Below are 23,687 nucleotides of genomic sequence, written 5' to 3'. Positions count from 1 at the left end.
CGGGACGGGGTTGCATTATCAAGAGATGGCCGCTACAGGCAAATTGGCGCCGGACGTGATCACTTGATAAAGGGGCGCGTTCACATCTGGGCGACAGGGGCGGACGGGAGTGGACGGTTCCTCCCGGGCGCGCCGAGGGGTGCGGGCGGGGTCGGCCGTGTGCACGCGTTCACGAGTTCACCGCACGAGCCCTCCGCCCGAGCCCTCCGCCCGAGCCCTCGGCCCGAGCCTTCCGCGGGGGCCTCCCGTACGACCCCGCCGCGGGAGCCGTCCGTAGGAACCGCGTGCGAGCGCGGGGCCGCGCGCGTGCGCGCGTGCGCGGGGTGGCGGGTGGAGCGCGTGCGTGCATGAGGGACAGGGGGCGGCAGCCCGGTCACGACCGGAGCGGCACGGCCGCACGGCCGGGCGGCGCGGTAGATCTCGGAAGGGTCTCGTCCAGGTCTCGAGGCGACCACCCCGGGTACCCGGAAGTGACCTGTACCACACCCGAACCCTTGGCCGAACAACCGGGCTTGGCCAACTGCCCCAACGCGTGCTAGTCCGCGGGCAATTCGGACGTAACTCGGAAAACCCATGATCACAGGCGTGATCACCACTGTCCGCAATGCCCGTTACGGCGTCAATAAGGAGCGACACGCCCGGGATTCAGCCGCGTGCGCGGCAACTGTGGCGCAGCACACGTTTCTTGAAGGGAACCCCTACTCCTTGATAGCGGTTGTCCTCATGTCCCACACCGCTCACATACCCAGCCACCGGAAGCCCCGTCGCAGTGCGTCGAAGATGGCTCTGCGCGCCGGAGTTGCCGGTGGCGTCCTCAGCACCCTGGCAGTGGCCGGCGCCGCTGGTACGGCGAATGCCGCCGAGCCGGTGACCGAGACGATCGAGCTGCCGACGCTCACGGCCGATCTGTCCGCCCAGATCGCCCAGTCGGCGGACGCCACGCAGCAGACGGCCGACAGCTACGAGGCGCGCGCCCAGCAGGAGGCCGCCGCCGTCAAGGCCGCCAAGCAGGCCGCCAAGGACCAGAAGGCCGCGGAGAAGAAGGCGGAGGCCGAGGCGAAGGCCAAGGCCGAGGCCGAGGCCAAGCGCAAGGCCGCCGCGAAGGAGCGCGCCGCGCGCACCACCGAGCGCACGCAGCTCAGCACCTCCTCCGCCCCGTCGGGCAACACCACCGGCGGCTCGTCCTCGTCGGGCTCCTCGGCGTCCGACAACAGCGTCTCGACGCCGTCGAGCGGCAGCGTCAGCGCCGTCATCAGCTTCCTGCGCGCCCAGGTCGGCGACGCGTACGTCATGGGCGGCACGGGCCCGAACTCGTGGGACTGCTCGGGTCTCGTCCAGGCCGCGTTCAAGCAGGCCAACATCAACCTGCCGCGCACCTCGCAGGCCCAGTCGACCGCGGGCACCCCGGTCTCGCTGTCCAACCTCCAGGTGGGCGACATCCTGTACTGGGGCGGCGCGGGCTCCGCGTACCACGTCGGTGTGTACATCGGCGGCGGCCAGTACCTGGACGCCGCGAACCCCAGCAAGGGCGTCGTGATCCAGGACCTGTCGGGCTACCCCGCCTCGGGCGCGGTGCGCGTCCTCTGACGGTCCTTTCGTACGTACGCCGAAGGGCCGGAACCCCGGGTGGGGTTCCGGCCCTTCGGCGTAGGCCCAGGGGCCGTGGGTCCAGGGACCGGGGCCCGGGCCCGGTGGCCCGGGGGCCCGGGGGCCCGGTCAGGCCTTCGGGGCCACCTTGCTGAGGCCGTTGATGATGCGGTCCATCGCGTCGCCGCCCGTCGGATCCGTCAGGTTGGCGAGCATCTTCAGGGTGAACTTCATCAGCAGGGGGTGCGTCAGGCCGCGCTGGGTGGCGATCTGCATGACCTTCGGGTTGCCGATGAGCTTCACGAAGGCGCGGCCGAGCGTGTAGTAGCCGCCGTAGGTGTCCTTGAGGACCTTCGGGTAGTTGCGCAGGGCCAGTTCGCGCTGAGCGGGCGTGGCGCGGGCCACCGCCTGGACGATGACGTCCGCGGCGATCTGCCCGGACTCCATGGCGTAGGCGATGCCCTCGCCGTTGAACGGGTTGACCAGGCCGCCCGCGTCGCCGACGAGCAGCAGGCCGCGCGTGTAGTGCGGCTGGCGGTTGAAGGCCATCGGCAGGGCGGCGCCGCGGATCGGTCCTGTCATGTTCTCCGGGGTGTAGCCCCAGTCCTCGGGCATGGAGGCGCACCAGGCCTTGAGGATCTCGCGCCAGTCGAGCTCCTTGAAGGAGGCCGAGGTGTTCAGGACGCCGAGGCCGACGTTGGACGTGCCGTCGCCCATGCCGAAGATCCAGCCGTAGCCGGGGAGCAGCCGGTCCTGGGCGCCGCGGCGGTCCCACAGCTCCAGCCAGGACTCCAGGTAGTCGTCGTCGTGGCGCGGCGAGGTGAAGTACGTCCGCACGGCGACGCCCATCGGGCGGTCCTCACGGCGGTGCAGGCCCATGGCGAGGGACAGGCGCGAGGAGTTGCCGTCCGCGGCGACCACCAGGGGCGCGTGGAAGGTGACCGGCGTCTTCTCCTCGCCGAGCCGGGCCTCGACGCCCGTGATGCGGCCGGTGCGGTCGTCGACGACCGGCGCGCCCACGTTGCACCGCTCGTACAGCCGCGCGCCCGCCTTCTGGGCCTGGCGGGCGAGCTGCTCGTCGAAGTCGTCCCGCTTGCGGACGAGGCCGTAGTCGGGGAAAGAGGCGAGATCCGGCCAGTCGAGCTGGAGCCGTACGCCGCCGCCGATGATCCGGAGGCCCTTGTTCCGCAGCCAGCCGGCCTCCTCGGAGATGTCGATGCCCATGGCCACCAACTGCTTGGTGGCGCGCGGCGTCAGACCGTCGCCGCAGACCTTCTCCCGCGGGAACGCCGTCTTCTCCAGCAGGAGCACGTCGAGGCCGGCCTTCGCCAGGTAGTACGCCGTCGTCGATCCGGCCGGACCGGCGCCGACGACGATGACGTCGGCGGTGGTGGCGGAGGTGTCGGAGAGCGGCTCGGTCACGGCGGGTTCTCCCCAAGGCTCGAAATCAGTGTGCCGACGGGCACGGGATAGGGGCAGTCTATGAGGCGGTACCGATCAACCACCCGAAGGGCCACTTGTGAGCGACGTGAGCGAGGTGGGCACCGCGCCCCACCGCATCCGCACCGCCCCCGCCGTCCGCCTGCGCGTGCCGACCGACGAGGACGCCTTCGTCTGGCACCGGCTCTTCGCCGACCCCGAGGTCATGGAGTACGTCGGCGGCGCCCCGGCCGAGCCGTCGGTGTACGAGGAGCTGACCGCGCGCCAGCGCCGCCACGACGCGGAACGGGGCTTCTGCCTGTGGACGTTGCTGGACCCCGAGGGCGCGCCCGTCGGTTTCGCCGGCGCCCAGCCGTGGGAGCGGCCGTGGGGTCCCACGGGTGAGATCGAGATCGGCTGGCGGCTCACGCGCCCGGCGTGGGGACGCGGCTACGCGACCGCGGCCGCCCGGCAGACCCTGGAGCGGCTGCGCGCGGCCGGCGTGGGCGCGGTGGTCGCGATGGTCGACGTGCGCAACGCTCGGTCCTCGGCCGTGGCCGAGCGCCTGGGCATGGCGCGCGCGGAGTCGTACGTCGCGCCGCGCACGGGACAGCGCGCCCACTGCTACCGCATGGGGTTGTAGTCCGCCCCGGCGGGGCTACCCTTCCCCTACCGCTGGGGGGTGACGCCTGTGAGCGTGCCGATGACACCGGACTGGGCCGGACCGCCGCCGGAGGTGCGCGTGCCGCGCCTCGTGGGACTGATGGCTGCGGACGCCCGCTCGACGGCTGCCGGGAGCGGCGTACGGCTGGTGGCGGGCGACCGGCCACGGTTCCACGAGCTGGTCGTCGACTACGTCGTGCGCCAGTACCCCGCGCCGGGCACGGAGGTCCCGCGCGACGCCGCCGTGACCGTGTGGTTCGACGCCGGGCCGGGCGAGGGCGGGGGCGGCGCGGGAGTGCGGGAGCCCCGGCTGCCCGAGCCGTCGGACGGCGGCCTCCGCCGCGAGCTGGACGAGCCGGGGCAGCCGGTTCAGCCGGGGCAGCCGGAGGCCGACGTCGGCGGCCGGCCGGAGCGGGCCGTCAGTCCGTGACCCGCCAGGTCTCCAGGGCCGTCCGGTGCGTGCGCGCGCCGTGTCCGGCGGGCCAGACGTCCTCGCGCCAGGAGAGCTGGATCGCGTACTCGGTGCCGTCCTCGGCGACGTAACTCTGGTTGACGGCGTGGATCGTACGGTCCGCCTTGTCGGTGTACGTGTACTCCCACACCGCGCCCGCGCGCCCCTGGAAGGTGTTCCGCTCCAGGCGGATGCGCCGGTAGGCGGACTTGTCGGGGTCCTTCTCGGCGAACCGCTCCATCTTCGTGAGGTTCTCGTACGAGGTGTAGTCGGCGTTCGGGATGACGCCGACCTGGAAGTTCTCGGGCCCGGTCGGTCCCGCGAAGGTGGACTGCGTGGGGTTGTCGCCGACTTCCCGGCGCCAGCCCTCGGGCGCCGCGAACGAGAAGCCCTTCGGGTCGGTGACGCGCTCCGATCCCGCGGGCACGCTGTCGTCGTCGCTCCCTACGGTCTCCTCGCCGTCCGTGCCGTCTGAGCCGTCCGTGCCGTCCGGCCCCCCGTTCGAACCGTTGGCACCGCTCGTGCCGTTCGTGCCGTTCGCGTCGTCGGAGGTGCCCGGGCCGTGTGAGGCGTACGGGTCGGCCGGGGACGTGGGCTCGGTGGCTCCGGTGGCGCCGGACGACTGGTCCTGGGCCGGGTCCTGCGGGTCCTGCGGGTCGTCGGTGCGGGTGACGGCGGGGCCGTCGTTCCTGCCGCTGCTGTCGGAGGAGTCCTCGTCGCCGTCCTGCCAGACGAGGACACCGGCCGTGGCGCCGCCGCCCACGAGCAGGGCGGCGGACAGCGTGGCCACCCAGACGCCGACGCGGCCGCGGGGCCGCATCGGGGCGGGCCGTGCCGGGGCGGGCCGTGTCACCAGGACCTCCTGGGTGGGGACGGCGTACGCGGGGGGCGTGCCGGGTGCGCCGGGCGTGCCTGCCGTGCCCGCCGTGCCCGCCGTGCCCGCCGTGCCCGCCGTGCCCGCGGGGAAGCCTTGTGGCGGTGGCGGCAGCGGCGGGCCCGGAGGAACCGGCGGGACGCCGCGCGCCGTGAACAGCGCCACCACGAGCACCGCCCCCGCCACCCACAGCAGGCCGAACAGCAGCAGGTCGGGCATGCTCACGCCCGCGTCCACCGAGCCGCTCGCGCTGTCGCCGCCGAACCCGCGCTCCTTCGCCGAGGTCTCGACGCTGAAGCCGCCCACCGCTGCGAGCAGCAGGACGAGGCCGAAGAAGAGGCCCGCGGCCAGGATCTGCTCCCCGCGGCGCGGGCAGCGGCGCACGGCCACCAGGGCGATGGTGAGCGCGCACGCCAGGCCGAGCGCCAACGCGCCCACCATGGCCCACGAGTTCACCAGGTCCGCGAGTTTCGACAGGCCGAGGGCCTCGCGCTCGTAGTCGTCGCCGGAGCGCGACCCGCCGTTCACCTCCGACTCCAGCGGCGCGCCCCAGCCGAGGCCGAGCGCGCTGATGCCGAGGTTCGGCAGTACGAGGAGCAGCACGAGGTACGGCGAGACCGCGTCGCCGAGGTCCGAGGCCGGGGTGTCGGACTCGCCGCTGAAGGCGTCGATCTGCGTGACACCGAGGTACGCGGTGACCGAGGCGAGGACGAGCACGACGGCCAAGGCGCGCAGGGTCGCACCGGCCGCGCGCGCGAAGGCCTGCGCGCCGGGGCGCGCGGCCAGCCACGGCGCCGAGCCGTCGCGGTGCAGGACGGCGGCGGAGACCGCGAGGGCGAGCCCGAGGGCGCCGAGGGTCGCCAGGACCGGTCCCGACGAAACCTCCATGTCCTGGATGTCGGGCTGCCCGAAGAGGGCGAGGACGAGGACGCCGAGGGCGGTGAGGACCGCGACGCGGACGGCCGCCTCGAGTCCCGCCGTGGTCCCCGGGCCGCTCTGCCCGCGCAGCCGCATGCCGTTCCTGAGCGCGCGGGCCCCGAGGACGAGCGCCCCGATGAACAGGGCCGTCACCGTGAGCGGCACCAGGTCGACGGAGAAGGTGCCGTCGACCACGGAGCCCGAGGACGAGTCGCCGAAGCCGCCGCGTTCCTCGCTGCGCGACAGTTCCACCTGCCCGCCGACGGCCTGGAGCACGAAGGCGAGGGCGAGGCGCAGGCGGTCGGTGAACCCGACGAAGTCCTCGCCCTCCTCCTGCCCGTACGTGGGTACGGCGCACGCCACGGCCGTCAGCAGCAGCACCGCTATCGGCCCCAGCGCCGCCCACACGGACCCGGCCCAGTCCCCGCGCAGCGTCCGCCCGAAGAAGGCGCCGAGAGGCGAGGGGCCCGCCGGGGGCGGGGCGTGGACGGGCGGGGGCGGGGGCGGAGGGCCGACGGCCGCTGGGGCGCCCGCGTCCGCCGGGGCGGCCGGGGCGGGCACGGCTGCCTGGGTGGGCATGGCCGCCAGGGCCGGCGGGGCGACCGGGGCGGGAGGGGCGGAAGGGGCCGCGGGGGAGGGCGGGGCGACCAGGGTCGCGGGGTGGCTCGCGGCCGCGGAGGGGCTCTCGGGGGCTTGCTCGGGTGCGGCGGGGGTGGCGGGTGCGGCAGGGGCGGCCTTGGGCGTGCCGGAGGGCTTCTCGGGCGCGGTGGAGGTGTCCGCGGGGGCCGGAGCGTCCTTGGGTGGGGCCGGAGCGTCCTTGGGTGCCGGTGGGGTGTCCTCGGGCGCGGCCGGGGAGTCCTTGCGTAGGGCCGGAGCGTTCTCGGGTGCGGCCGGAGGAGCGTCCTTGGGCGCGGTGGCCGGTGGGTTCTCGGGGGTGCCTGTCGGAGCTTCCTCCGTCGGCTCCGGAAGGCGTTCCCTTCCGCACTTCATGCAGAAGCGGGCCTCGTCCGGGGATGGTGCCCCGCAGTGCGGGCAGTACGACGACATCGGATCGCTCCGTCTTGGGGAAGATCGTCAGGGGACGGGTCGGTGAGCGCCGACCGTTGCGCCCCGGTCACACCACGTGGCCGGGACATATCAACTGACACATCTTCCCTGGCGCGCGGTTCCCGTCAACCGCCTTGCCCGAAACGGTCGTTCAGTTCCGCTTGAAACCCCGGTGCAGCGCCACCACACCGCCCGTCAGGTTCCGGTACGCCACCTTGGTCCAGCCCGCGCCGGTGAGGCGCGCGGCCAGCTCGGGCTGGTTGGGCCAGGAGCGGATGGACTCGGCGAGGTACACGTACGCGTCCGGGTTCGAGCACACCGTGCGGGCGACCGGGGGCAGGGCCCGCATCAGGTACTCGACGTAGACCTTCCGGAACGGCTCCCACGTCGGCTCGGAGAACTCGCAGATCACCACGCGGCCGCCGGGCCTCGTCACGCGCAGCATCTCGCGGAGCGCGGCGTCGGTGTCCTGGACGTTGCGCAGGCCGAAGGAGATGGTGACGGCGTCGAAGGTGTCGTCCTTGAAGGGCAGCTTCGTGGCGTCCCCGGCCGTGAACGGCATCCACGGGTGCCGCTGCTTGCCGACCCGGAGCATGCCGAGGGAGAAGTCGCACGGCACGACGTACGAGCCCGCCCGCGCGAAGGGCTGTGAGGAGGTGGCGGTGCCCGCGGCGAGGTCCAGGACCTTCTGCGCGGGGCGCGCGTCGACCGCGGCGGCGACCGCCTTGCGCCACTGCCGGGCCTGTCCGAGCGAGATCACGTCGTTCGTGAGGTCGTACCGTTCCGCTACGTCGTCGAACATCGAGGCGACTTCGTGCGGCTGCTTGTCCAGGGATGCGCGGGTCACCCGGCCTATTGTGTCAGGCTGGGCTGCTCCCTTGGGCGGGGCCTCTTCGCCTGCGGCGGGCTCTTCGCCTGCGGCGGGCCGGTGCGGTGGCGTCTGCCGGGTGCCGTTGTGTGGCGGGTGCGGGTTGGTTGTGGTTGGCCGCGCAGTTCCCCGCGCCCCTGACGGGGCGGTCCTGCGGGGCGGTGTAGATGGTTAGCGGGTGCGGTGGAGGAGGCGGCCGTTTACTGCTGTGGCCAGGCAGGATCGGTCTGTTGCGTGGATCGCGAAGTTCGCCGGGGTGGGGGGTGTGAGGTCGCCCGGGGGTGGGGCGGTGGTGGTGACCGTGATGCCTGAACGGGTGACCGCCGTGCGGACCGCGGGGTGGGTGAAGGGGCCCGCCAACGCCGTGGTGCCGGTGGCCAGGAGGCGTTGCAGGCCGCGGCGGGCGCTGGCGCCCCAGCGGGTGTCGGTCATGTCCAGGGCGGCCAGCGCGGTGCCGGTCAGGGGCTCCGTGCCCAGTTCGTCGGCCTCGCGCGGGTCGGGCCAGTACGCGGCCTCCAGGAGGGCGACCGCGTCGGGCTCGTACCGGCCGGGGGTCAGGACCCCGTCCCAGTGCCGGACCCGGGCGCGTCCGCCGTACGCCGCGGACAGGTCCTCGTACCGGCCGACCGCCGCGATCCGGGCGCCGTCGACGACGACGGCGTCCGCCCCGGCGGGGCCGGGCCGGACCTCGCTTACGTGGTGCAGGGTCAGCAACGGGCTCTCGCCTCGCCTCAGTTGGCGGCGAGGAGCTTCAGCTCCGGGTGGGCCGTGCCGCCCTCGATCGCGGTGGAGGAGATGTGCGAGGCGACCCGCTCGTCGACCGGGTCGTTCGCCGGGTCGTCGTGCACCACGAGGTGCTCGTACGTCGTGGCGCGCTGCGCGGGCACGCGGTCGGCCGTGCGGATCATGTCGATCATCTCGCGCAGGTTGGAGCGGTGCTTGGCGCCCGCGGAGGAGACCACGTTCTCCTCCAGCATCACCGAGCCGAGGTCGTCCGCGCCGTAGTGCAGCGTGAGCTGGCCGGCCTCCTTGCCGGTGGTCAGCCAGGAGCCCTGGATGTGCGCGACGTTGTCCAGGAAGATCCGCGCGATGGCGATCATGCGGACGTACTCGAAGATCGAGGCCTGGGTGCGGCCCTTGAGGTGGTTGTTCTCGGGCTGGTACGTGTACGGGATGAAGGCCCGGAAGCCGCCCGTCCGGTCCTGGACGTCGCGGATCATCCGCAGGTGCTCGATGCGCTCGGCGTTCGTCTCGCCCGTGCCCATGAGCATGGTGGAGGTGGACTCCACGCCCAGGTTGTGGGCGGTCTCCATGATCTCCAGCCAGCGCTCGCCGGACTCCTTCAGCGGGGCGATGGCCTTGCGGGGGCGCTCCGGCAGCAGCTCGGCGCCGGCGCCCGCGAAGGAGTCGAGACCCGCGGCGTTGATCCGCTGGATGGCCTCCTCGACGGAGACCTTGGAGATGCGGGCCATGTGCTCGACCTCGCTCGCCCCCAGGCTGTGGATGACGAGCTGCGGGAACTCCTTCTTGATGGCCGCGAAGTGCTTCTCGTAGTACTCCACGCCGAAGTCCGGGTGGTGCCCGCCCTGGAACATGATCTGGGTGCCGCCCAGCTCCACGGTCTCCGCGCAGCGGCGCAGGATGTCGTCGAGGTCCCGGGTCCAGCCCTTCTTCGTGTCCTTCGGGGCGGCGTAGAAGGCGCAGAACTTGCACGCCGTCACGCAGACGTTCGTGTAGTTGATGTTCCGCTCGATGATGTACGTCGCGATGTGCTCGGTGCCCGCGTAGCGGCGGCGGCGCACGGCGTCCGCGGCCGCGCCGAGCGCGTGCAGCGGGGCGTCGCGGTACAGGTCGAGGGCTTCTTCGGGGGTGATCCGCCCACCCGCGGCGGCACGGTCGAGCACGGACTGGAGGTCGGCCTTCTCGGTCACCGGGGCGTCCCTTTCGTAAGGTTCGTAAGGGTTGACAGATCTTCTTCAGCGTACGCCAGGCCTCCGGAGGCTCCGCCGGTGGGAGCGGGCGGGGCGGCCCGCGGGTGGCTCGGGGCGGGGCCGGGGCGCCGGTCAGGCCGCGTACGCGCCCAGGAGCACTCCGGCCAGCGCCCCCGCCAGCAGGAACGGGCCGAACGCTATCGCCGTCCTGCGCCCCGCCCCGCGCACGACCACGAGCCAGCCGCCGTACAGCGCCGCGCACACGAAGCCGGCGAACGTGCCGAGCAGCAGCGGGCCCCAGCCGTACCAGCCGAGCGCCGCGCCCAGCGCGAGGGCCAGCTTGACGTCGCCGAAGGCCATGCCGTTCGGGTTGATCAGGAACAGGACGAAGTAGCCGCCGCTCAGCGTGAGCGAGCCCAGGGCCGCGGTCGTCCAGGAGCCGCCGTGCCCGGGCAGCGCGGCCGCCGCGCCGAGCAGCGCGAGGGCCGCCGCCGCGAGCGGCAGCGTCAGGACGTCCGGGAGCCGCATGACCGCGCGGTCCACATAGGCCAGCACCAGCGCGGGCGGCGCGAGCAGCAGCCACACCGCGAGCTCGGGCCGCGGGCCGGTGGCCGCGGCGAGAGCGGTGGTGATCAGGGCCGTGAGCAGGGCGAGGGTGGTGGCCCGGGGGGCCCGGGCCGCTCCGTCCTCCCCTGCGCAGTCGCAGGTGCCGCCGCCGGTGCCGTTGGTGCCGCCGGTGCCGCCGGTGCCGTCGGTGCCCAGCCAGCCGGTCAGCTCGTGGTCGCCGCTCGGGCAGTGGGTGCGCCAGGGCTCGCCGGGCGGGACGGAGAGCCGGTACACGGCGCGGGGCAGCAGGGTGCCCGCTGTCGCGCCCCACAGGGCGGCCAGGGCGGTGAGCAATGTGTGGGGCAAGGTTGTGTCTCCGATGCGTGCGTGTGGCTGCGCCGGGCGGTTGGGGGCCCGCCGCTACCGCGGCGGGGGTTTTCCCACCCGCCCACCCGTGACTCCCTGGCTTCGCCCGGCCTGCCCCGGCGCGGAGCGCTTTCCCGCCGTTGCCTGCCGGATTCCCCTCCGGTTGTGGGATTTCGACTCCACGGCCGTTGGCGGATTTTCTCCCACCCGCCCACCCGTGACTCCCTGGCTTCGCCCGGCCTGCCCCGGCGCGGAGCGCTTTCCCGCCGTTGCCTGCCGGATTCCCCTCCGGCCGTGGAATTCCGACTCCACGACCGTTGACCGACCCGCCCCGGCGTGGAGCGGTTTCCCGTCGTTGCCTGCCGGTTTCTCCTCCGGCCGTGGGGGTCCGGCCGTGACTCCCTGGGTTCGTCGGTTCGGTCGGCAGGGTCTAGCTTGCGGTGGGGAGGGTGGTGCGCCAGGTGGGGAGTAGTTCGTCCAGGAGGGCCTCTGTGCGTGGGGGGAGGCCTCGGGTGCCGCTGTGGGTGAGCAGGTCCGCTGCCAGGGCACGGAGTCGGGCGGGGTCCTGCGTCGCGTGCGTGGCTCGCAGGAGTTCGTTCCACAGGCGCTCGTCGTCGGGAGCCGACGCGCGCGCCGCGGTCAGCGCCTCCACGGCCTGCTCCGCCCGCCCCTTCTCCAGGTGGAACTCACTGAGCGCGAGCCCGATGTCCGCGACCAGGAGCGGCAGTTGGGCGTCGACTATCTCGTGCGTCAGCCAGCCGTAGCGGCCCTCGGGGCGGTCCGCCAGGAGCGGGCCGCGGACCAGGACCAGGGCGTCCGTGAGCATGCGCCCGCGCACCGCGCGGTTCTCCGCGCCGCGCCCCTGCGTCGCCTCGTGGTACAGCGAGCGCAGCACGTCCAGGTCGGAGACGACGGACCTGGCGAGCTTGAGCCGCCCGGTCTCGTCCGTGCCCAGCCGCGGTGTGCCGTCCGGGTCGCTGCCGAGCCACTCCCGGACGCGGTCGACGAGCGCGTCCCGTACGTCCTCGGTGACGCCGCGCGGCCACAGCGCGGAGGACAGCACGCGCGGGTGCACCCCCTCGCGGTGGAGCAGCAGCAGCGCGAGCGCCTCGTGCATGAGCGCACTGCGCCCGGCGTCGGGCGTCTCCAGGCCAATGATCTCGTACGACCCGACCAGGCGGGCGTACACCGCGGGCCGGCCCTGTTCGGTGACGTCGACGAGGAACGGGGGCGCGGACGGGCCGCCGTCGCCGCCACCGCCGCCCTCCGGGTCCACGGCACCGAACAGCTCGACCACCGCCTGCTGGAGCGCGTCCGGAAGCGCCTGCGCCGTCAGTTCCAGGCCGAGCAGCGGGGCCAGCAGCTTGCCCTCGGCGGTGACCTCCATCTCCCAGGCCGCGCCCGGCAGCCTGCCGGAGTCGGTGCCGACGAGGTAGCCGATGCCGAGCCGCCCGGCGTCCGCGGCCAGCTCGGCCAGCTTGACGGCCTCGGCCGCGTCGGGCTGGGCCGCCAGCAGCACCAGGTGCGGCGCCCAGCGGGTGTGCCGGGCGGGACCTATGCGGCCGGTGAGGACCGAGTCGTGTCCCGCGGCGCCGAGCGCCCCTCGCCGCTGCCGCGTCTCGGCCTCCATGGTCTCGATGAGCGCCTCGACGTCGTCGAGGTGCCGCAGCCGGTTCGGCGCGAGGGGCGTGAGGTCGCGGCCGAAGCCGACGAGCGTGATCGTCATGCGGTCCGACCAGCCGTTGGTGGCCAGTTCGGCGGCGACGGAGGCGAACACGGCGGCCCGGTCGGCCGGGGCGCCGCTCAGCGAGACGATGCCCGGCACCGCCTCCAGGTTGAGCAGCAGCCGCGAGTCGTCCATCGTGCCGAGGCAGACCAGGCCCGGGTAGGGCGCTGCGGCGTCCACGTCGCCGTACCGCTCGGCGTGGGCGCGCGCGAGCACCCAGAACGTCTCGTCCTGCCCGACCCGCCAGGGCGCCGGCGGCCGGCCCTCGGCCTGCGCGAGCTGGAGGTGCAGGTCGCCGTTGGTCAGCCAGGCCGCGTACACCGTCGGCAGCGGGCGGGACTCCTCGGTGAGCGCGGCGGCGAGGCCGCGCAGCGAACGGTCGAGCAGCCGCACGCCCTCCGGGTCGGCGCCCACGAGCAGCGCGTCCCGCGCGTCGGCGGCGCTGCCGCTCGGCGTCGGCGGCTCCATGCCGCGGCGCCCGCCCACCGCGCCCATGGCCGACTGCCACAGCGCCTGCCGTCGGCGCCTGCCGAGCGCGCCCAGCAGCCCGGCCGCGAGCAGCGGCGCCCCGATGAGCGCCTCGGGCAGGCCGAAGGAGGAGTCAGATTCCGAGTCCGAGTCCGCGTACGAGTCCGCGTCCGAGTCCGAGTCCGCGTCCGAGTCCGCGTCCGAGTCCGCGTCTGCCGAGTCCTCCGTCCCGTGACCTGTCCCGTTATCTGTCCCGTGACCCGTCCGGTCACCTGTTCCGTTACCCGTCCCGGCGCCCGTTCCGTCCGTCTCGTCCGTCTCGTGCGCGGGCGCGCCGCTCTTCTCGTCCCCGCGGCCTGCGCCACCCCGCTCGCCGCCGCCCGGGCGTTGCTCGGGGAGCGTGATGTGCGCCGTGTCCTGGTCGACGGGACCGCGGCCGCCCTGCCGGTCGCCGCTCTCCTGGGCGCCGCCGCCCTCGCGCTGGTCCCCGGTCCTCGCGTAGTCGGAGATCTGCTCGCGGACCTCCTTGGACACCTCGGGCGCCTCGTCGGGCATCTCGACGAGCTCGCCGCCGTGGGCGTCGGCGGGCATCTCCATGATCCAGCCGGGCCGGATCAGGCTGGCCTCGGACAGCCGTGAGCCGTCGGGCTGCTCGCGGTCCTTGTTGAGCTGGTAGATCTCCTTGTACCGGCGGCCGTCGCCCAGGTGCCGCTCCGCTATCTCCCACAGGGAGTCGTGGTGGCGGCCCTCGGGCGGCTGGATGCGGTAGAACTTCGTGCCGCCCTCCTTGCCGGTGCCCGCGCTCTCGGCCGCCCGCGCCGCCTGGTCCGCGACGGCGTTCGCCGCGGCCGCCGCGCCCTGCTGCTCCTGCCCGAACAGCCCCGGCGTGCGCTCGGCCGCCGCGGCGGCGGGCTTCTGGCTCCCCTCACCGGCCTGCCCGAACTGCAGCGCCGGCGCGAAGCTCGCGGCCGTGGCGCCGACGAGCAGCAGCGCGGCGACGAGCTGGCGCGCGAGCACCTGGCTCGGCCCGGCCCCGGGCACCCGGCCCGGCATGCCGACCCCGGACAGCGCGGCCTTCACCTCGACGAGCACACAGGCGGTGAACTGGGCCCAGGCCAGCCACACCACCACCGTCAGCACGTTGACGAACGTGCTGACCGTGATCTCCTCCTGGAGCCAGTCCAGGGACGGCGCCCCGTCGGGCAGCGGCCAGCCGACGAAGTACGCGAGCGCCCCGGGCACGCCGACGAGCAGCGCGGCGAGGGCCACGAAGGCGAGGAACGCCTTGACGAAGTCCCCGGCCGAGCGCCGCCGCGTCGGCAACGGCTGCGGCGTCCGGTTCCGCGGCACCGCCGGGGTGCCCGACGAGCCGTTCGGGGAGCGGGTGTTGCGTCGCGCCATGGCGGGTGTCCTGGTCCTGGTCGTGAGTCGGGTGAGGTGGTGTGTGATGGGTCGTGTGTGATGGGTTGTGTGTGGTGGGTTGTGTGTGGTGGGTTGTGTGTGGTGGGTCGTGTCGGTGGGGTACGGGGGCTGTCGGCGGAGTTCATGCGGGGCCGAGTGGTGGTGCGGGCAGTCAGGCCTCGCTCGGCAGGAGGCGCCTGCGGGCCCGGGCACAAGTACCGCTCCGGCACGGGCACCGGCACCGGCACCGGCACCGGCACCGGCACCGGCACCGGCACCGGCCGTGAACAGGTGATCTCATGCGATGTTACGGAGGCGGCCGGAGCCCGGCCCGAGGCTGTGGACAAGTGCCCGCCTGTGGACAACTCGGCGCTCCCACCGCCTCGTCCGTCCCCGGCACACCTTCACCCCGTCCCCCTCGGTCAACGCCCCTCCCCTCTCGTACACGCCCTCTCACCCCACCTGGTTCTCCGCCACCGCGCGCCCGCGGACCGTCACGTCGCCGCCGAAGACCATCCCGGTGAAGACGGGGCTGTACGTCATCCGCACCTCCACCTCGACCCGCTGGGCGTTGGCCGACACGCAGTGCGTGGCCGCGACGTCGGGGCCGCTCAACCCCATCTCGCGGGCGAACTTCCGCACCCGGGCACCGCAGTTCTCGTACTTGATGGGCGCCTCCTGGCCCTCGTACAGGCCCTCCGTGTCGAGGTCCTGGGCGGCGTAGCGGGCGGCCTGCTCCGCGATGTCCGCCGCGCGTTCGCGCTTGGAGATGGACAGGCCGCCGTCGATCACGAAGGCGGCGAGCGTCAGGAACACGAGCGCGAAGACGATGACCGCGCCCGCGCCCGAGCCCCGGTCGTCCAGGCGCGCGCGGCGGGCCGCGACGAAGCCGCGTACCGTCTGCCGGACTCCTCTCACGCCGACCTCCGGTACGGGTCGAGCGGCGAGCTGAAGCTGGCCTTCAGGGTCGTCGGGACGTCCAGGCCCAGCATCGCCAGGCCCCGGACCCGGCAGCTCACCTCGACGGTGTAGAGGGTGTCGGGGGCGAAGCCCGGGCTCGTCTGCCGGACCTCCACGGGGCCCGAGCAGACGTCCTCCAGGTTCGCCCGCGCCGCCTTGCGGGCCTCGATCATCGCCGTGCCCTGGTCCTTCTGGATGGAACCCGCGCGGGCCGCGTCCCGGGCCGCGCCGTCGATCGCGCCGCGGCCGTCCACGAGCTGCCCGAAGGCCACGAGGACCAGGATGAACAGGATCATCACGGGCGCGAGGATGACGACCTCGACGGTCGAAAGGCCCTGGTCCGCCGCCGGGCCGGCCCCCGCCCCGCCCCGCCCGAACCGGCGGCGCCACGCCGCACCGTGTCTCATCCGCCCTCCTCCACGAACCGCTCCACCGGCCCCGCCGACCGCGCGTGCACCGTCAGGTCCAGGCCGGGGAAGACCGACGGCACCTTGGCCGTGATCTCCACGCCGACGGTGTGCCGCTCGGGCTGGATCGTCTTCACGTCCGGGCCGAGCACCAGCTCGGGGCCGAGCTGGCGGATGTACGCGTCCACCACGTCGCCCGCCTCGCCGCGCCAGCCGCCGGGGTTCTCGTCGGCCGTGGCGCGGGCCTTGCGCGCGCCGGCCTGGGCCGCGGCCTGGGCCACGTGGTCGGCGAAGAAGTACAGCGCGAACTGCACCGTCGCGAAGATCATGAAGAACAGCACCGGGGTGAGCAGCACGAACTCGATCGCGGTCATGCCGGACTCGCCGCGGGCGGAGACGGCCTCCACGCGCCGGCGCACGAACCCGGGCATCCGGTCACGGCCTGCCGCGGCCGCCCCCCGACCCGCGTCGCCCCGGCTCCCCGCCCGGCCCCCGGCGCCCCGGCCCGCGTCGACCCGCCCCCCGCTCCGGCCCCCGGCGGCCCGACCCTCGGCGGCCAAAACCCCGCCGCTCCGGCCCCCGGCGGCCCGACCCTCGGCGGCCCGACCCCCGGCGGCCAGGACCTCGCCGCTCCGGCCCCCGCCTCTCCGACCCCCGTCGCTCCGCATGATCGTCAGTGGCCCGACGCTCAGCAGGTCTTGCCCGCGTCGGCGCCCTCGATGCAGTCGCCGACCTTGTCGGCGCCGCCCTTGAGGGCGCTGTTGATGATCGCGGCGACCACGCCGACGATCGCCACGACGACCGCCGAGATGATCACCCACTCGACCGCGGACGCGCCGCGGTCGAGCTCGCCGGAGCGGGCGCGCTGGACCCGCCCCCGCAGGAAGGTCACGAGAAAGTCGATCGCCGGGATACCGGTGCTGACGTTCCGTCGGTTCATGGTGCGTTGTCCTCTCGAAAAGCAGGATGGTGGGGGGACCCATGGGGCCCGTGAGGTCGTAGGGAACGGTTGAAGCGGACGATGGGGCGGGCGGGACACGGGCGTGGTGCGCACGGACGGCGCACGCCCCGGCGGACGGCGGACGGCGCGCGGCGGTCAGACCTGGAACACGCGCATCGCCGCCGGGAAGATGAGGAAGACCAGGAACCCCGCGCACAGCAGGAGCTGGGCCACGAGCATCGACTGGGACTTCTCGCCCGCGCTGCCCTCGATCTCGGCGAGTTCGCGGTGCCGCATCGTCTCGGCGCGCGAGGCGAGCGACTCGCGCACCTTGGCGCCGTCGTCCGCGACGAGCGCCAGGGACGCGGAGAGGTCCTTCAACTCCTCGACGCCCAGTTCCTCGCCCAGGGAGCCGAGCGCCTGCCACTGGCTGACACCGGTGATGCGGGCGTCCGCCAGGGCGTTCCTGATGCGCTGCGTCGCCCAGCCGTCGGAGACCTCCGCCGCCGCCATGAGCGCCTCGGGCAGGCCGCGGCCGCCCGCGAGGCTCATGGAGACCAGGTCCAGGTAGGCGCCGATGACCCGGCGCAGGTCGCGCCGCTTCTCCTGCGCGTCCCGCCGCACCTCCAGGTCCGGCAGGAAGAAGAAGAGCACGCCGAACATCAGGGCGAGCCAGACCGGGATCACCGGGTTGCGGCCGAAGCCCATCGTCCAGACGACGGCGAACAGGAATGGGCCGAAGAACACGCCCGCCACCCCGAGCAGCACCTTCGTCGCGAGGAACTTCTCCCAGCCGCGGTCGAGCACCGCCAGGTCGGCCCGCAGCGATCGCTGCTCCCAGCCCTGCTGGACGTAGAACGCGGCGACGCGGGCGCCCACCCGCGCGCGGAGCGCGCCGAAGCGTCCCGAGCCGGTGGTGTCCGGTGCCCGGTGCGCGGACTCGTACGCCGCGCCACGCGCCCGCATCGCGTCGATCCGGGCGACGGTGGCGACGGCGCTGCGCCTGGTCGGCACCACCGCGCGAACCAGGGCGTAGATGCCGAGGCCGAGCGTGGCGCCGATGAGGATCGGCAGGGTCAGGCTCATCGGCGTACCCCCTCGGTGGACGGGTTCGTGTGCGGCGGCGGCAGCGGCTGCCCCGGGCGCCCGGCGCCCTCACCGGCGTTCGTGCCGGCGCCCGCGCCGGTGCTTGCGCCCCCGGCCACGCCGGTGCCCACGCCCGCGCCTGCGCCCGCGCCCGGCCCGGTGCCTGCCCCCGCGCCCCCGCCCGGACCGGTGCCCGCGCCCCGCGGCCGTACGAACCGCACCCCCGGCTCGTCCCGTACGAGGAAACGGTCCGGCGTCTCGACCGTCGACAGCTTGCGCAGCCACCAGAAGCCGAGTGCGAACAGGCCGCAGACGCAGGCGAGGACGAGCTGGCCGACGGGGGTCCCGTACGGCGACACGAACTCGCGGTTGAAGATGGACAGGCCGAGCACGAAGGCGACCGAGACGGCCACGACGATCTGGACGGAGCGGCGCGTGGAGGCACGCTGCGCCATCACGCGCTGGCGCATGTCGACCTCCTCGCGCGCCGACTTGGCGAGCGCGCCGAGGACCTGGCGGAGCCCCGGGCCGCGCAGCCGGGCGTTGAGGATCAGTGCCGCGACGATGATGTCGGCGGAGGCGTCGTCGATCTCGTCGGCGAGCGTCTGGAGGGCGTCGGGCAGCGGCGTCCGCGCCCGCAACCGGTCCACCAGCGCGTCCAGGTGCGGCCTGAGCACCGGCGCGGCGGCCCGCGCGGAGGCCGGAATGGCCTGTTCCAGGCCGACCGCGCCCGCGATGGTGTCGCGCAGCGACTCGGTCCAGGCGGCCAGCGCCTCGACCCGCTTCATCTGCGCCCGCTCCTCCGCGGCCCCGCCGAACAGCTTGTCCCAGAAGAAGACGAGGACGCCGGAGGCGATGCCCGCCACCGCCCATCGTGTCAGGAGCAGGACGACGAGGCCGACGCCGATGGCGAGCGAGCCGCGCCGCCCGACGAACCGGACCAGTTCGCTCATCCGCTCGCCGGCCGCCCGCTTCTCGTGCTCCGGCTTGGCGGGCAGGCCGCGCAGCGCGACGGCGAACAGGGCGAGCCCGCCGCCGACGGCCACGCCGCAGCCCAGCGCGTAGAGCACGGTCAGCGAGAACAGACCGCCCATGGAGCCGCCCATGGATCCGAGCGCGTTCATGTGCTCACCCCCACTGTCCGGCGGGCCGGTAGCCGTGGGCGACCAGGTCGTCCAGGCACGCGACCGGGGCGTGCGGGACGACGCGTCCGTCCGGGGTCTGCGCGAAGACCTCGCTGGACAGGACGCGGCCGTCGACGCCGTTGACCTCGCGGACGGAGGTCACCACGCGCTGGAGCCTGCCGCCGGACTGGTAGTCGTTGCGCCGCTGGATGAAGACGACGAAGTTCACCGCGCCCGCGACGAGCATCTGGCTCGCCTCGATCGGCAGCCGTTCGGCGGCCTGGAGCGCGTACGTGGAGATCCTGTTGAAGACCTCGCTGGAGCTGTTGGCGTGGATCGTGGACAGCGAGCCGTCGTTGCCCTGCGACATGGCGTTGAGCATGGTGACGATCTCGTCGCCGAGGACCTCGCCGACGATGACGCGCGAGGGGTTCATGCGCAGCGAGCGCCGCACCAGCTCGGCCATGCCGATGGCGCCCTGGCCCTCGGAGTTGGGCAGCCGCTCCTCGAACGCCACGACGTTCGGGTGCAGGTCGGGGAAGGTGTCGAGGCCGAGCTCCAGGGCGCGCTCGACGGTGATGAGGCGCTCGTGCGGCGGGATCTCGTTGGCGAGGGCGCGCAGCAGCGTCGTCTTCCCGGCGTTGGTGGCGCCCGCGATCATGATGTTCTTGCGGGCGCGGACCGCGCAGGCGAGGAAGTGTGCGACCTCGGGCGTCAGGGTGCCGTTGCCGACGAGGTCGGTCAGGAACACCTTGCCCATGCGGGCGCGGCGGATGGACAGCGCCGGGCGCCGGGCCACGTCCATGACGGCCGAGAGCCGGGACCCGTCCGGCAGCCGCAGGTCGAGCTGCGGGTTGGCGGAGTCGAAGGGGCGCGAGGAGAGGCCCGAGTAGGCGCCGAGCACCTGGATGAGCTCGATCAGCTCCTCGTCGGTCTCGGCGACCGGCTCGCCCCGGACCTCGCGGCCGTCGGCGTACCCGACGAAGACCTGGTCGCAGCCGTTGATGTCGATGTTCTCGACCTCGGGGTCGTCGAGCAGCGGCTGGAGCCGGCCGACGCCGAAGAGCGCGGCGTGCACGGCGGCCGCGTACTGCTCCTCGGTCTCCGCGTCCAGCGGGGTGCGCCCGGCGTTGATCTCCTGGCGGGCGTACTCCTCCAGGATCTGGGCGATGACGGCGCGGGCGTACTGGCGCTCGTCCTCGCTCGTCATCGGCGTGACGCCGGATATCTGGTCCAGGCGGCGCTGTTCGGCGATGCGGTCGCCTGCGTCCTGCCGGAACCGCTTGACCAACTGGTGGTCGACGGCGCTCATCGCCCGGCCCCCGCGCTCCCGGCGTGGCCCGCGGCTCCGGCGGCCGGGCCGGACCAGGCGGCGCCGTACTGCTGGTACAGATCGGCGGCCACCTTGCGGGCGGAGCGGATCAGCAGGGACTTGTCGAGCCGGCCGCGCCTGCGCCCGGCGAGCTGTGCGGCGCCCGCGGGGTCGTCGGCCAGGGTGCCCACGACGCGGGCACCGGTCCGCGCGGCCATGAGCATCTCGTCGACCTGCTGGGCGAGCTTGGCGGAGTGGGCGGGGTCGGCGACGAGCACGACGCCGATGAGCGGGGTCCCGAGCACGGCGCCGCGCGGCCCGGCGCCCAGCTTCGCCGTCAGGGCGGCGGCGCGGTCGCGGACGCGCGCGAGGGACTCGGGCTCGGTGCGCGCCACCAGGAGCACCAGGGCGGCCTGCGGGAACATCTCGACCACCGCGCTGTCCCCGGCGATCCGGCCGCAGTCGGCGATGACGTCGGCGGGCGCGTGCGGGGAGTCGGCGAGCCGCGCGAAGGCCCGGCCGAGCGTCGGCCAGATCCCGGCGAGCCCGGCGGCCTGCTCGGCGATCCCGAGCCCGACGAGCACGTCGAGGCCGCCGGACAGCGGCTGGGCGTGGTCCCAGAGCTGGTCCGGTACGAGGCCGCGGCGGGCGGTGGCGGCGATCGACAGCATGCCGGTGTTCGGGTTGAGCGGGCCGCCGTGCGCGGCGGCGCCGCGGTAGACCAGGTCGCCGCCCGCGGGGTCGGTCTCCGCGACGAGCACGCGCCGCGGCCAGACCGCGGCGAGCGCGACGGCGGCGGTGGTGACGCCGGGCGATCCCTTGTCGGCGGCGAGGGCGATGAGGGCCATGGCTGGTGTCCTCGCCCTCTAGTCGCCGGAGCCGGGCACCAGGACGACCGCCACTTCACCGGCCGACGCGGCGCTCGTGAGGGCCGCGGCGTCGTCGGAGTCGACGAGCAGGGTGACGCTCCGGTTGCCCGTGCTGATGGTGGAGTCGTCCTTGGTCACGATGGAGTCGACCCGGGCGTCGGCGACGAGGGGCGTGCTGCCGCCCGCGCCGCCGGAGTCCTTGTCCCGGTTCGATCCCGAGCCGTTGGCGGAGACGCGGTACGCGGCCACGGTGTCGCCCTGCTTCAGCCCCGCCGGGTACTGGCCCTCCTTCAGGGACAGGCCGACGGAGGCCTTCCCGGCGGGCAGACCGGTCTTGGCCGCGAACATCTGGCCGACGACGACGGCGCCGCCGGGGATGGCGCTCTTCGCCTTGAGCTCCTGCAGCGCCGCGAGCTGCTTCCACTTCACGTACTTCACGGCGGTGTCGGAGGCGACCATCACCGGCTCGACCTTGCTCCGGGTGATGCTCTCCCCCGCGGCGATCGAGGCGCCGTCCTTGACCTTCACGACCTCGATGCGGTCGCCGGCCCGCAGCACGAGCACCGTGGCGCCCAGCGCGCCCACGAGGATCAGCAGGACCGCCAGCGCGGCCAGCGCCGGTTTGCGCTCGCGAGGAGCCGTGGGAAGTCGCTCACCGGCCACGGGCGGAACCGCCGTGCCGGAACGGTTTCCGCCCGCCCCCGTACGCTCTTGGATCTTCACGCAACCGCTCCCCGTACACCCAAGAAAAACAAGAAAAAACCGTCATGTGAGACACCGTTGAGGCGTCGCCTCCCGGCCTCGGCCGGGGCCCCCTCGGCCCGTCAACCCCAGGCGCGGTGTCAAGCCATCGCACCGTATCAGCAGCACATAAGCCCCTCAAGGTGCGTTATGGATCGCGAACCTCAGGCGCCCCGCCCTTCTTCACGCACAGAACGAGGTGCGCGGTTCCAGGCCTTGGCGCCGGGCGTCGCACACACTTCGAATGTGCACATGCGAACCAAAGTCGCCCGCGCGGAACGGTGAGTTCACGCCAACGGGTGGTCCGCCCGCGAACCGTCGGCCTCCCAGGGGACGCAGCCGGACGGGGCGGCGGTTCCCGCGAGGGACACGTGGTGATGCGGGCGCTTTGAGGGCTTATGCGCGTCCCATGGGGCGTCGCCCCGGCGCCCGATACGCGGTATGGGCGCGGCTCCTTCGCAGAACCCACACAGATGCGGGGCGGAACTCCAGGAAGCGCCCCGCCGAACCGCTGGCCTCTTTGCGCCCTCTTTGCGCCCTCTTCGCCGGAAGTGCCGCGCTTGTACGCCCAGTTGACGGCGACCACGCCGGGCACCGGGCGGAACCCGCGCATCCGTTACGTCATCTCACAGCCCGGTGACGGGCACCCGCATCCGCTGGGGCGGGCCCGGACGCCCACGCAAGGACCAGCAGCCCAGCGAGAGTTCCACGAAAGAGAAGCCACCCCCCATGAGACTCCCCTCTCTCCGCCTCCTTCCCGCCGCCCCCCTCTCCCGCCGCACCGGTCGCACCCGCCCCGGCAGGCGGGCGGCGGTCGCGGGCCTGGCCGGGGCCGCCGCCCTGGCGGTGGTCGCCACCGGCGCGCCCGCGGCCCACGCCGTCATCGGCGGCACCGAGGTGCCCAACGACGCGTACCCGTTCATGGTGGCCGTCCTGAAGAAGGGCCCCGGCAGCGTCAAGGACCGCCAGTTCTGCGGCGGCAGCCTCGTCGCGCCGGACACCGTCATGACGGCGGCGCACTGCCTGGTCAACGACGCCCGCATGCCGCTGAAGCCGAAGCACGTCCAGACGGCCGTCGGCCGCACGGTCCTCTCCCGCACCGGGCAGGGCCAGATACGCGGGGTCGCCCGCGGCGGCATCCTCGTCCACCCGCGCTACCTCAAGAGGCAGGACGCGTACGACGTGGCGTTCATCCGACTGAGCAGGCCGGTACGGGGCATCAGCCCGGTCAAACTCCCCACCCAGGGCACCGACGCCCTGCTGCGCCCGGGCCAGAAGGCCACGGTGGCGGGCTGGGGCAACACGGACACCGACCTGCAGCACTTCCCCGACCGGCTGCGCCAGGTGCGCGTGCCGATCCTGTCCCACGACGAGTGCCGGACGAGCTACGGCGAGTACGACGCCAAGGTCAACTTCTGCGCCGGCGTGGAGAACAGGGACTCCTGCCAGGGCGACAGCGGCGGCCCCATCTTCCGCACCGTGCCCGGCCGCGGGGCGCCCATCCAGATCGGCGTCGTCTCGTACGGCGAGGGCTGCGGCGGCCAGGGCGCGCCCGGCGTCTACGTGTCGGCGAGCTCGGCGAAGCTGTGGAAGACGCTGGGGGACTCGGCGGGGGCGAAGCGGGTGAAGCGGGCACTCGCCCGCGGCTGACACCGGCGGGCCGGGGCCCGGACGCGGTGCGGCCGGGCCCGCCCTTCGCAGGCGCGCGCCGGGTGTCGAGTACCGGCGCCGGACGGCGAGCGGAGCGGCGAGCGCCGGACGCCGAGCACAGGCCCCCCGTCGCCGAGACCCGAAGCCCGAGGACCGAGACCCGAGACCCGAGAGCGAGACCCGAAACCCAAGGCCAGAGGCCCGAAGCGCGGTGACGGGCGGGCCGGGTCACGCGGCGGCGCAGCGGCGGGGTCGCCGGGCAGCGCGGTGGCGGGGTGCCCGGGCAGCGCGGCAGCACGGCGGCGGAGTGACCAGGCAGCGCGGCAGCACGGC

At 73.9% G+C, this 23,687-nt stretch carries 20 protein-coding genes; 4 read left to right on the top strand and 16 right to left on the bottom strand.

What is annotated here, in order from left to right:
* Nucleotides 1-723 precede the first annotated feature (723 nt).
* Nucleotides 724-1,587, top strand: a complete 864-nt coding sequence (locus IE330_RS26745) for a C40 family peptidase (protein WP_190138686.1) — start codon at nt 724-726, stop codon at nt 1,585-1,587.
* A 129-nt stretch (nt 1,588-1,716) separates the two neighbouring features.
* Here the strand turns inward: IE330_RS26745 and IE330_RS26740 are convergent, their stop codons facing one another.
* Nucleotides 1,717-3,009: a geranylgeranyl reductase family protein gene (locus tag IE330_RS26740; RefSeq protein WP_190138685.1), complete on the bottom strand. Its 1,293-nt coding sequence runs from the start codon at nt 3,007-3,009 to the stop codon at nt 1,717-1,719.
* 97 nt (nt 3,010-3,106) lie between these two features.
* Here IE330_RS26740 and IE330_RS26735 point away from each other — a divergent pair, with 97 nt between their 5' ends.
* Together IE330_RS26735 and IE330_RS26730 are read left to right on the top strand one after the other, a co-directional pair.
* Nucleotides 3,107-3,649: a GNAT family N-acetyltransferase gene (locus tag IE330_RS26735; protein WP_229925951.1), complete on the top strand. Its 543-nt coding sequence runs from the start codon at nt 3,107-3,109 to the stop codon at nt 3,647-3,649.
* Between the two features lie 60 nt (nt 3,650-3,709).
* The gene (locus IE330_RS26730) at nt 3,710-4,099 is read left to right on the top strand and encodes a PASTA domain-containing protein (RefSeq protein ID WP_190138693.1); all 390 of its coding nucleotides are present in this window, start codon (nt 3,710-3,712) and stop codon (nt 4,097-4,099) included.
* On the opposite strand, the gene IE330_RS39255 is transcribed toward IE330_RS26730, so the two are convergent.
* The 15 genes from IE330_RS39255 to IE330_RS26655 all read right to left on the bottom strand — a co-directional run bounded on the left by IE330_RS39255 (nt 4,089) and on the right by IE330_RS26655 (nt 21,686).
* The gene (locus tag IE330_RS39255) at nt 4,089-6,959 is read right to left on the bottom strand and encodes a serine/threonine kinase C-terminal domain-containing protein (RefSeq protein ID WP_229925950.1); all 2,871 of its coding nucleotides are present in this window, start codon (nt 6,957-6,959) and stop codon (nt 4,089-4,091) included. The two genes, IE330_RS26730 and IE330_RS39255, sit on opposite strands and share 11 nt — an antisense overlap.
* Before the next feature lie 151 nt (nt 6,960-7,110).
* On the bottom strand, nt 7,111-7,806 hold the full coding sequence (locus IE330_RS26720; protein WP_190138684.1) for a demethylmenaquinone methyltransferase: 696 nt from the start codon (nt 7,804-7,806) through the stop codon (nt 7,111-7,113).
* A 192-nt stretch (nt 7,807-7,998) separates the two neighbouring features.
* Nucleotides 7,999-8,541, bottom strand: a complete 543-nt coding sequence (locus tag IE330_RS26715) for an imidazolonepropionase-like domain-containing protein (protein ID WP_190138683.1) — start codon at nt 8,539-8,541, stop codon at nt 7,999-8,001.
* Nucleotides 8,542-8,558: 17 nt separating this feature from the next.
* Entirely contained in the window at nt 8,559-9,758 is a 1,200-nt protein-coding gene (mqnC, locus tag IE330_RS26710) for a cyclic dehypoxanthinyl futalosine synthase (RefSeq protein WP_190138682.1), read from the bottom strand.
* A 132-nt stretch (nt 9,759-9,890) separates the two neighbouring features.
* Nucleotides 9,891-10,670 (bottom strand): prepilin peptidase, encoded by a 780-nt coding sequence (locus IE330_RS26705; protein ID WP_190138681.1) that lies wholly within the window; start codon nt 10,668-10,670, stop codon nt 9,891-9,893.
* A 430-nt stretch (nt 10,671-11,100) separates the two neighbouring features.
* On the bottom strand, nt 11,101-14,265 hold the full coding sequence (locus tag IE330_RS26700) for an AfsR/SARP family transcriptional regulator (protein ID WP_190138680.1): 3,165 nt from the start codon (nt 14,263-14,265) through the stop codon (nt 11,101-11,103).
* A gap of 453 nt (nt 14,266-14,718) precedes the next feature.
* Complete coding sequence (locus IE330_RS26695) at nt 14,719-15,183, bottom strand: TadE/TadG family type IV pilus assembly protein (RefSeq protein ID WP_190138679.1); 465 nt, start codon at nt 15,181-15,183, stop codon at nt 14,719-14,721.
* Nucleotides 15,180-15,632, bottom strand: a complete 453-nt coding sequence (locus IE330_RS26690) for a TadE/TadG family type IV pilus assembly protein (protein ID WP_190138678.1) — start codon at nt 15,630-15,632, stop codon at nt 15,180-15,182. Before IE330_RS26690 ends, IE330_RS26695 begins: the two co-directional genes overlap by 4 nt.
* On the bottom strand, nt 15,629-16,063 hold the full coding sequence (locus IE330_RS26685) for a TadE family protein (protein ID WP_190138677.1): 435 nt from the start codon (nt 16,061-16,063) through the stop codon (nt 15,629-15,631). The genes IE330_RS26690 and IE330_RS26685 overlap by 4 nt, the downstream gene beginning before the upstream one ends.
* Before the next feature lie 257 nt (nt 16,064-16,320).
* Nucleotides 16,321-16,572 (bottom strand): hypothetical protein, encoded by a 252-nt coding sequence (locus IE330_RS26680; protein ID WP_190138676.1) that lies wholly within the window; start codon nt 16,570-16,572, stop codon nt 16,321-16,323.
* 156 nt (nt 16,573-16,728) lie between these two features.
* Complete coding sequence (locus IE330_RS26675) at nt 16,729-17,658, bottom strand: type II secretion system F family protein (RefSeq protein ID WP_190138675.1); 930 nt, start codon at nt 17,656-17,658, stop codon at nt 16,729-16,731.
* Entirely contained in the window at nt 17,655-18,782 is a 1,128-nt protein-coding gene (locus IE330_RS26670; protein ID WP_229925949.1) for a type II secretion system F family protein, read from the bottom strand. The genes IE330_RS26675 and IE330_RS26670 overlap by 4 nt, the downstream gene beginning before the upstream one ends.
* 4 nt (nt 18,783-18,786) lie before the next feature.
* Nucleotides 18,787-20,094: a TadA family conjugal transfer-associated ATPase gene (locus IE330_RS26665; RefSeq protein WP_190138674.1), complete on the bottom strand. Its 1,308-nt coding sequence runs from the start codon at nt 20,092-20,094 to the stop codon at nt 18,787-18,789.
* Nucleotides 20,091-20,942 carry a hypothetical protein gene (locus IE330_RS26660; RefSeq protein WP_190138673.1) on the bottom strand — a complete coding sequence of 284 codons (852 nt, stop codon included), beginning with the start codon at nt 20,940-20,942 and terminating at the stop codon, nt 20,091-20,093. The genes IE330_RS26665 and IE330_RS26660 overlap by 4 nt, the downstream gene beginning before the upstream one ends.
* 18 nt (nt 20,943-20,960) lie before the next feature.
* Entirely contained in the window at nt 20,961-21,686 is a 726-nt protein-coding gene (locus tag IE330_RS26655) for a hypothetical protein (protein ID WP_190138672.1), read from the bottom strand.
* A 747-nt stretch (nt 21,687-22,433) separates the two neighbouring features.
* Here IE330_RS26655 and IE330_RS26650 point away from each other — a divergent pair.
* The gene (locus IE330_RS26650; protein WP_190138671.1) at nt 22,434-23,354 is read left to right on the top strand and encodes a S1 family peptidase; all 921 of its coding nucleotides are present in this window, start codon (nt 22,434-22,436) and stop codon (nt 23,352-23,354) included.
* The last annotated feature ends 333 nt before the right edge of the window (nt 23,355-23,687 follow it).

The organism is Streptomyces longispororuber (assembly GCF_014656095.1).
Lineage (GTDB): Bacteria > Actinomycetota > Actinomycetes > Streptomycetales > Streptomycetaceae > Streptomyces > Streptomyces longispororuber.
This window is presented reverse-complemented; position numbering and strand designations above follow the sequence as displayed.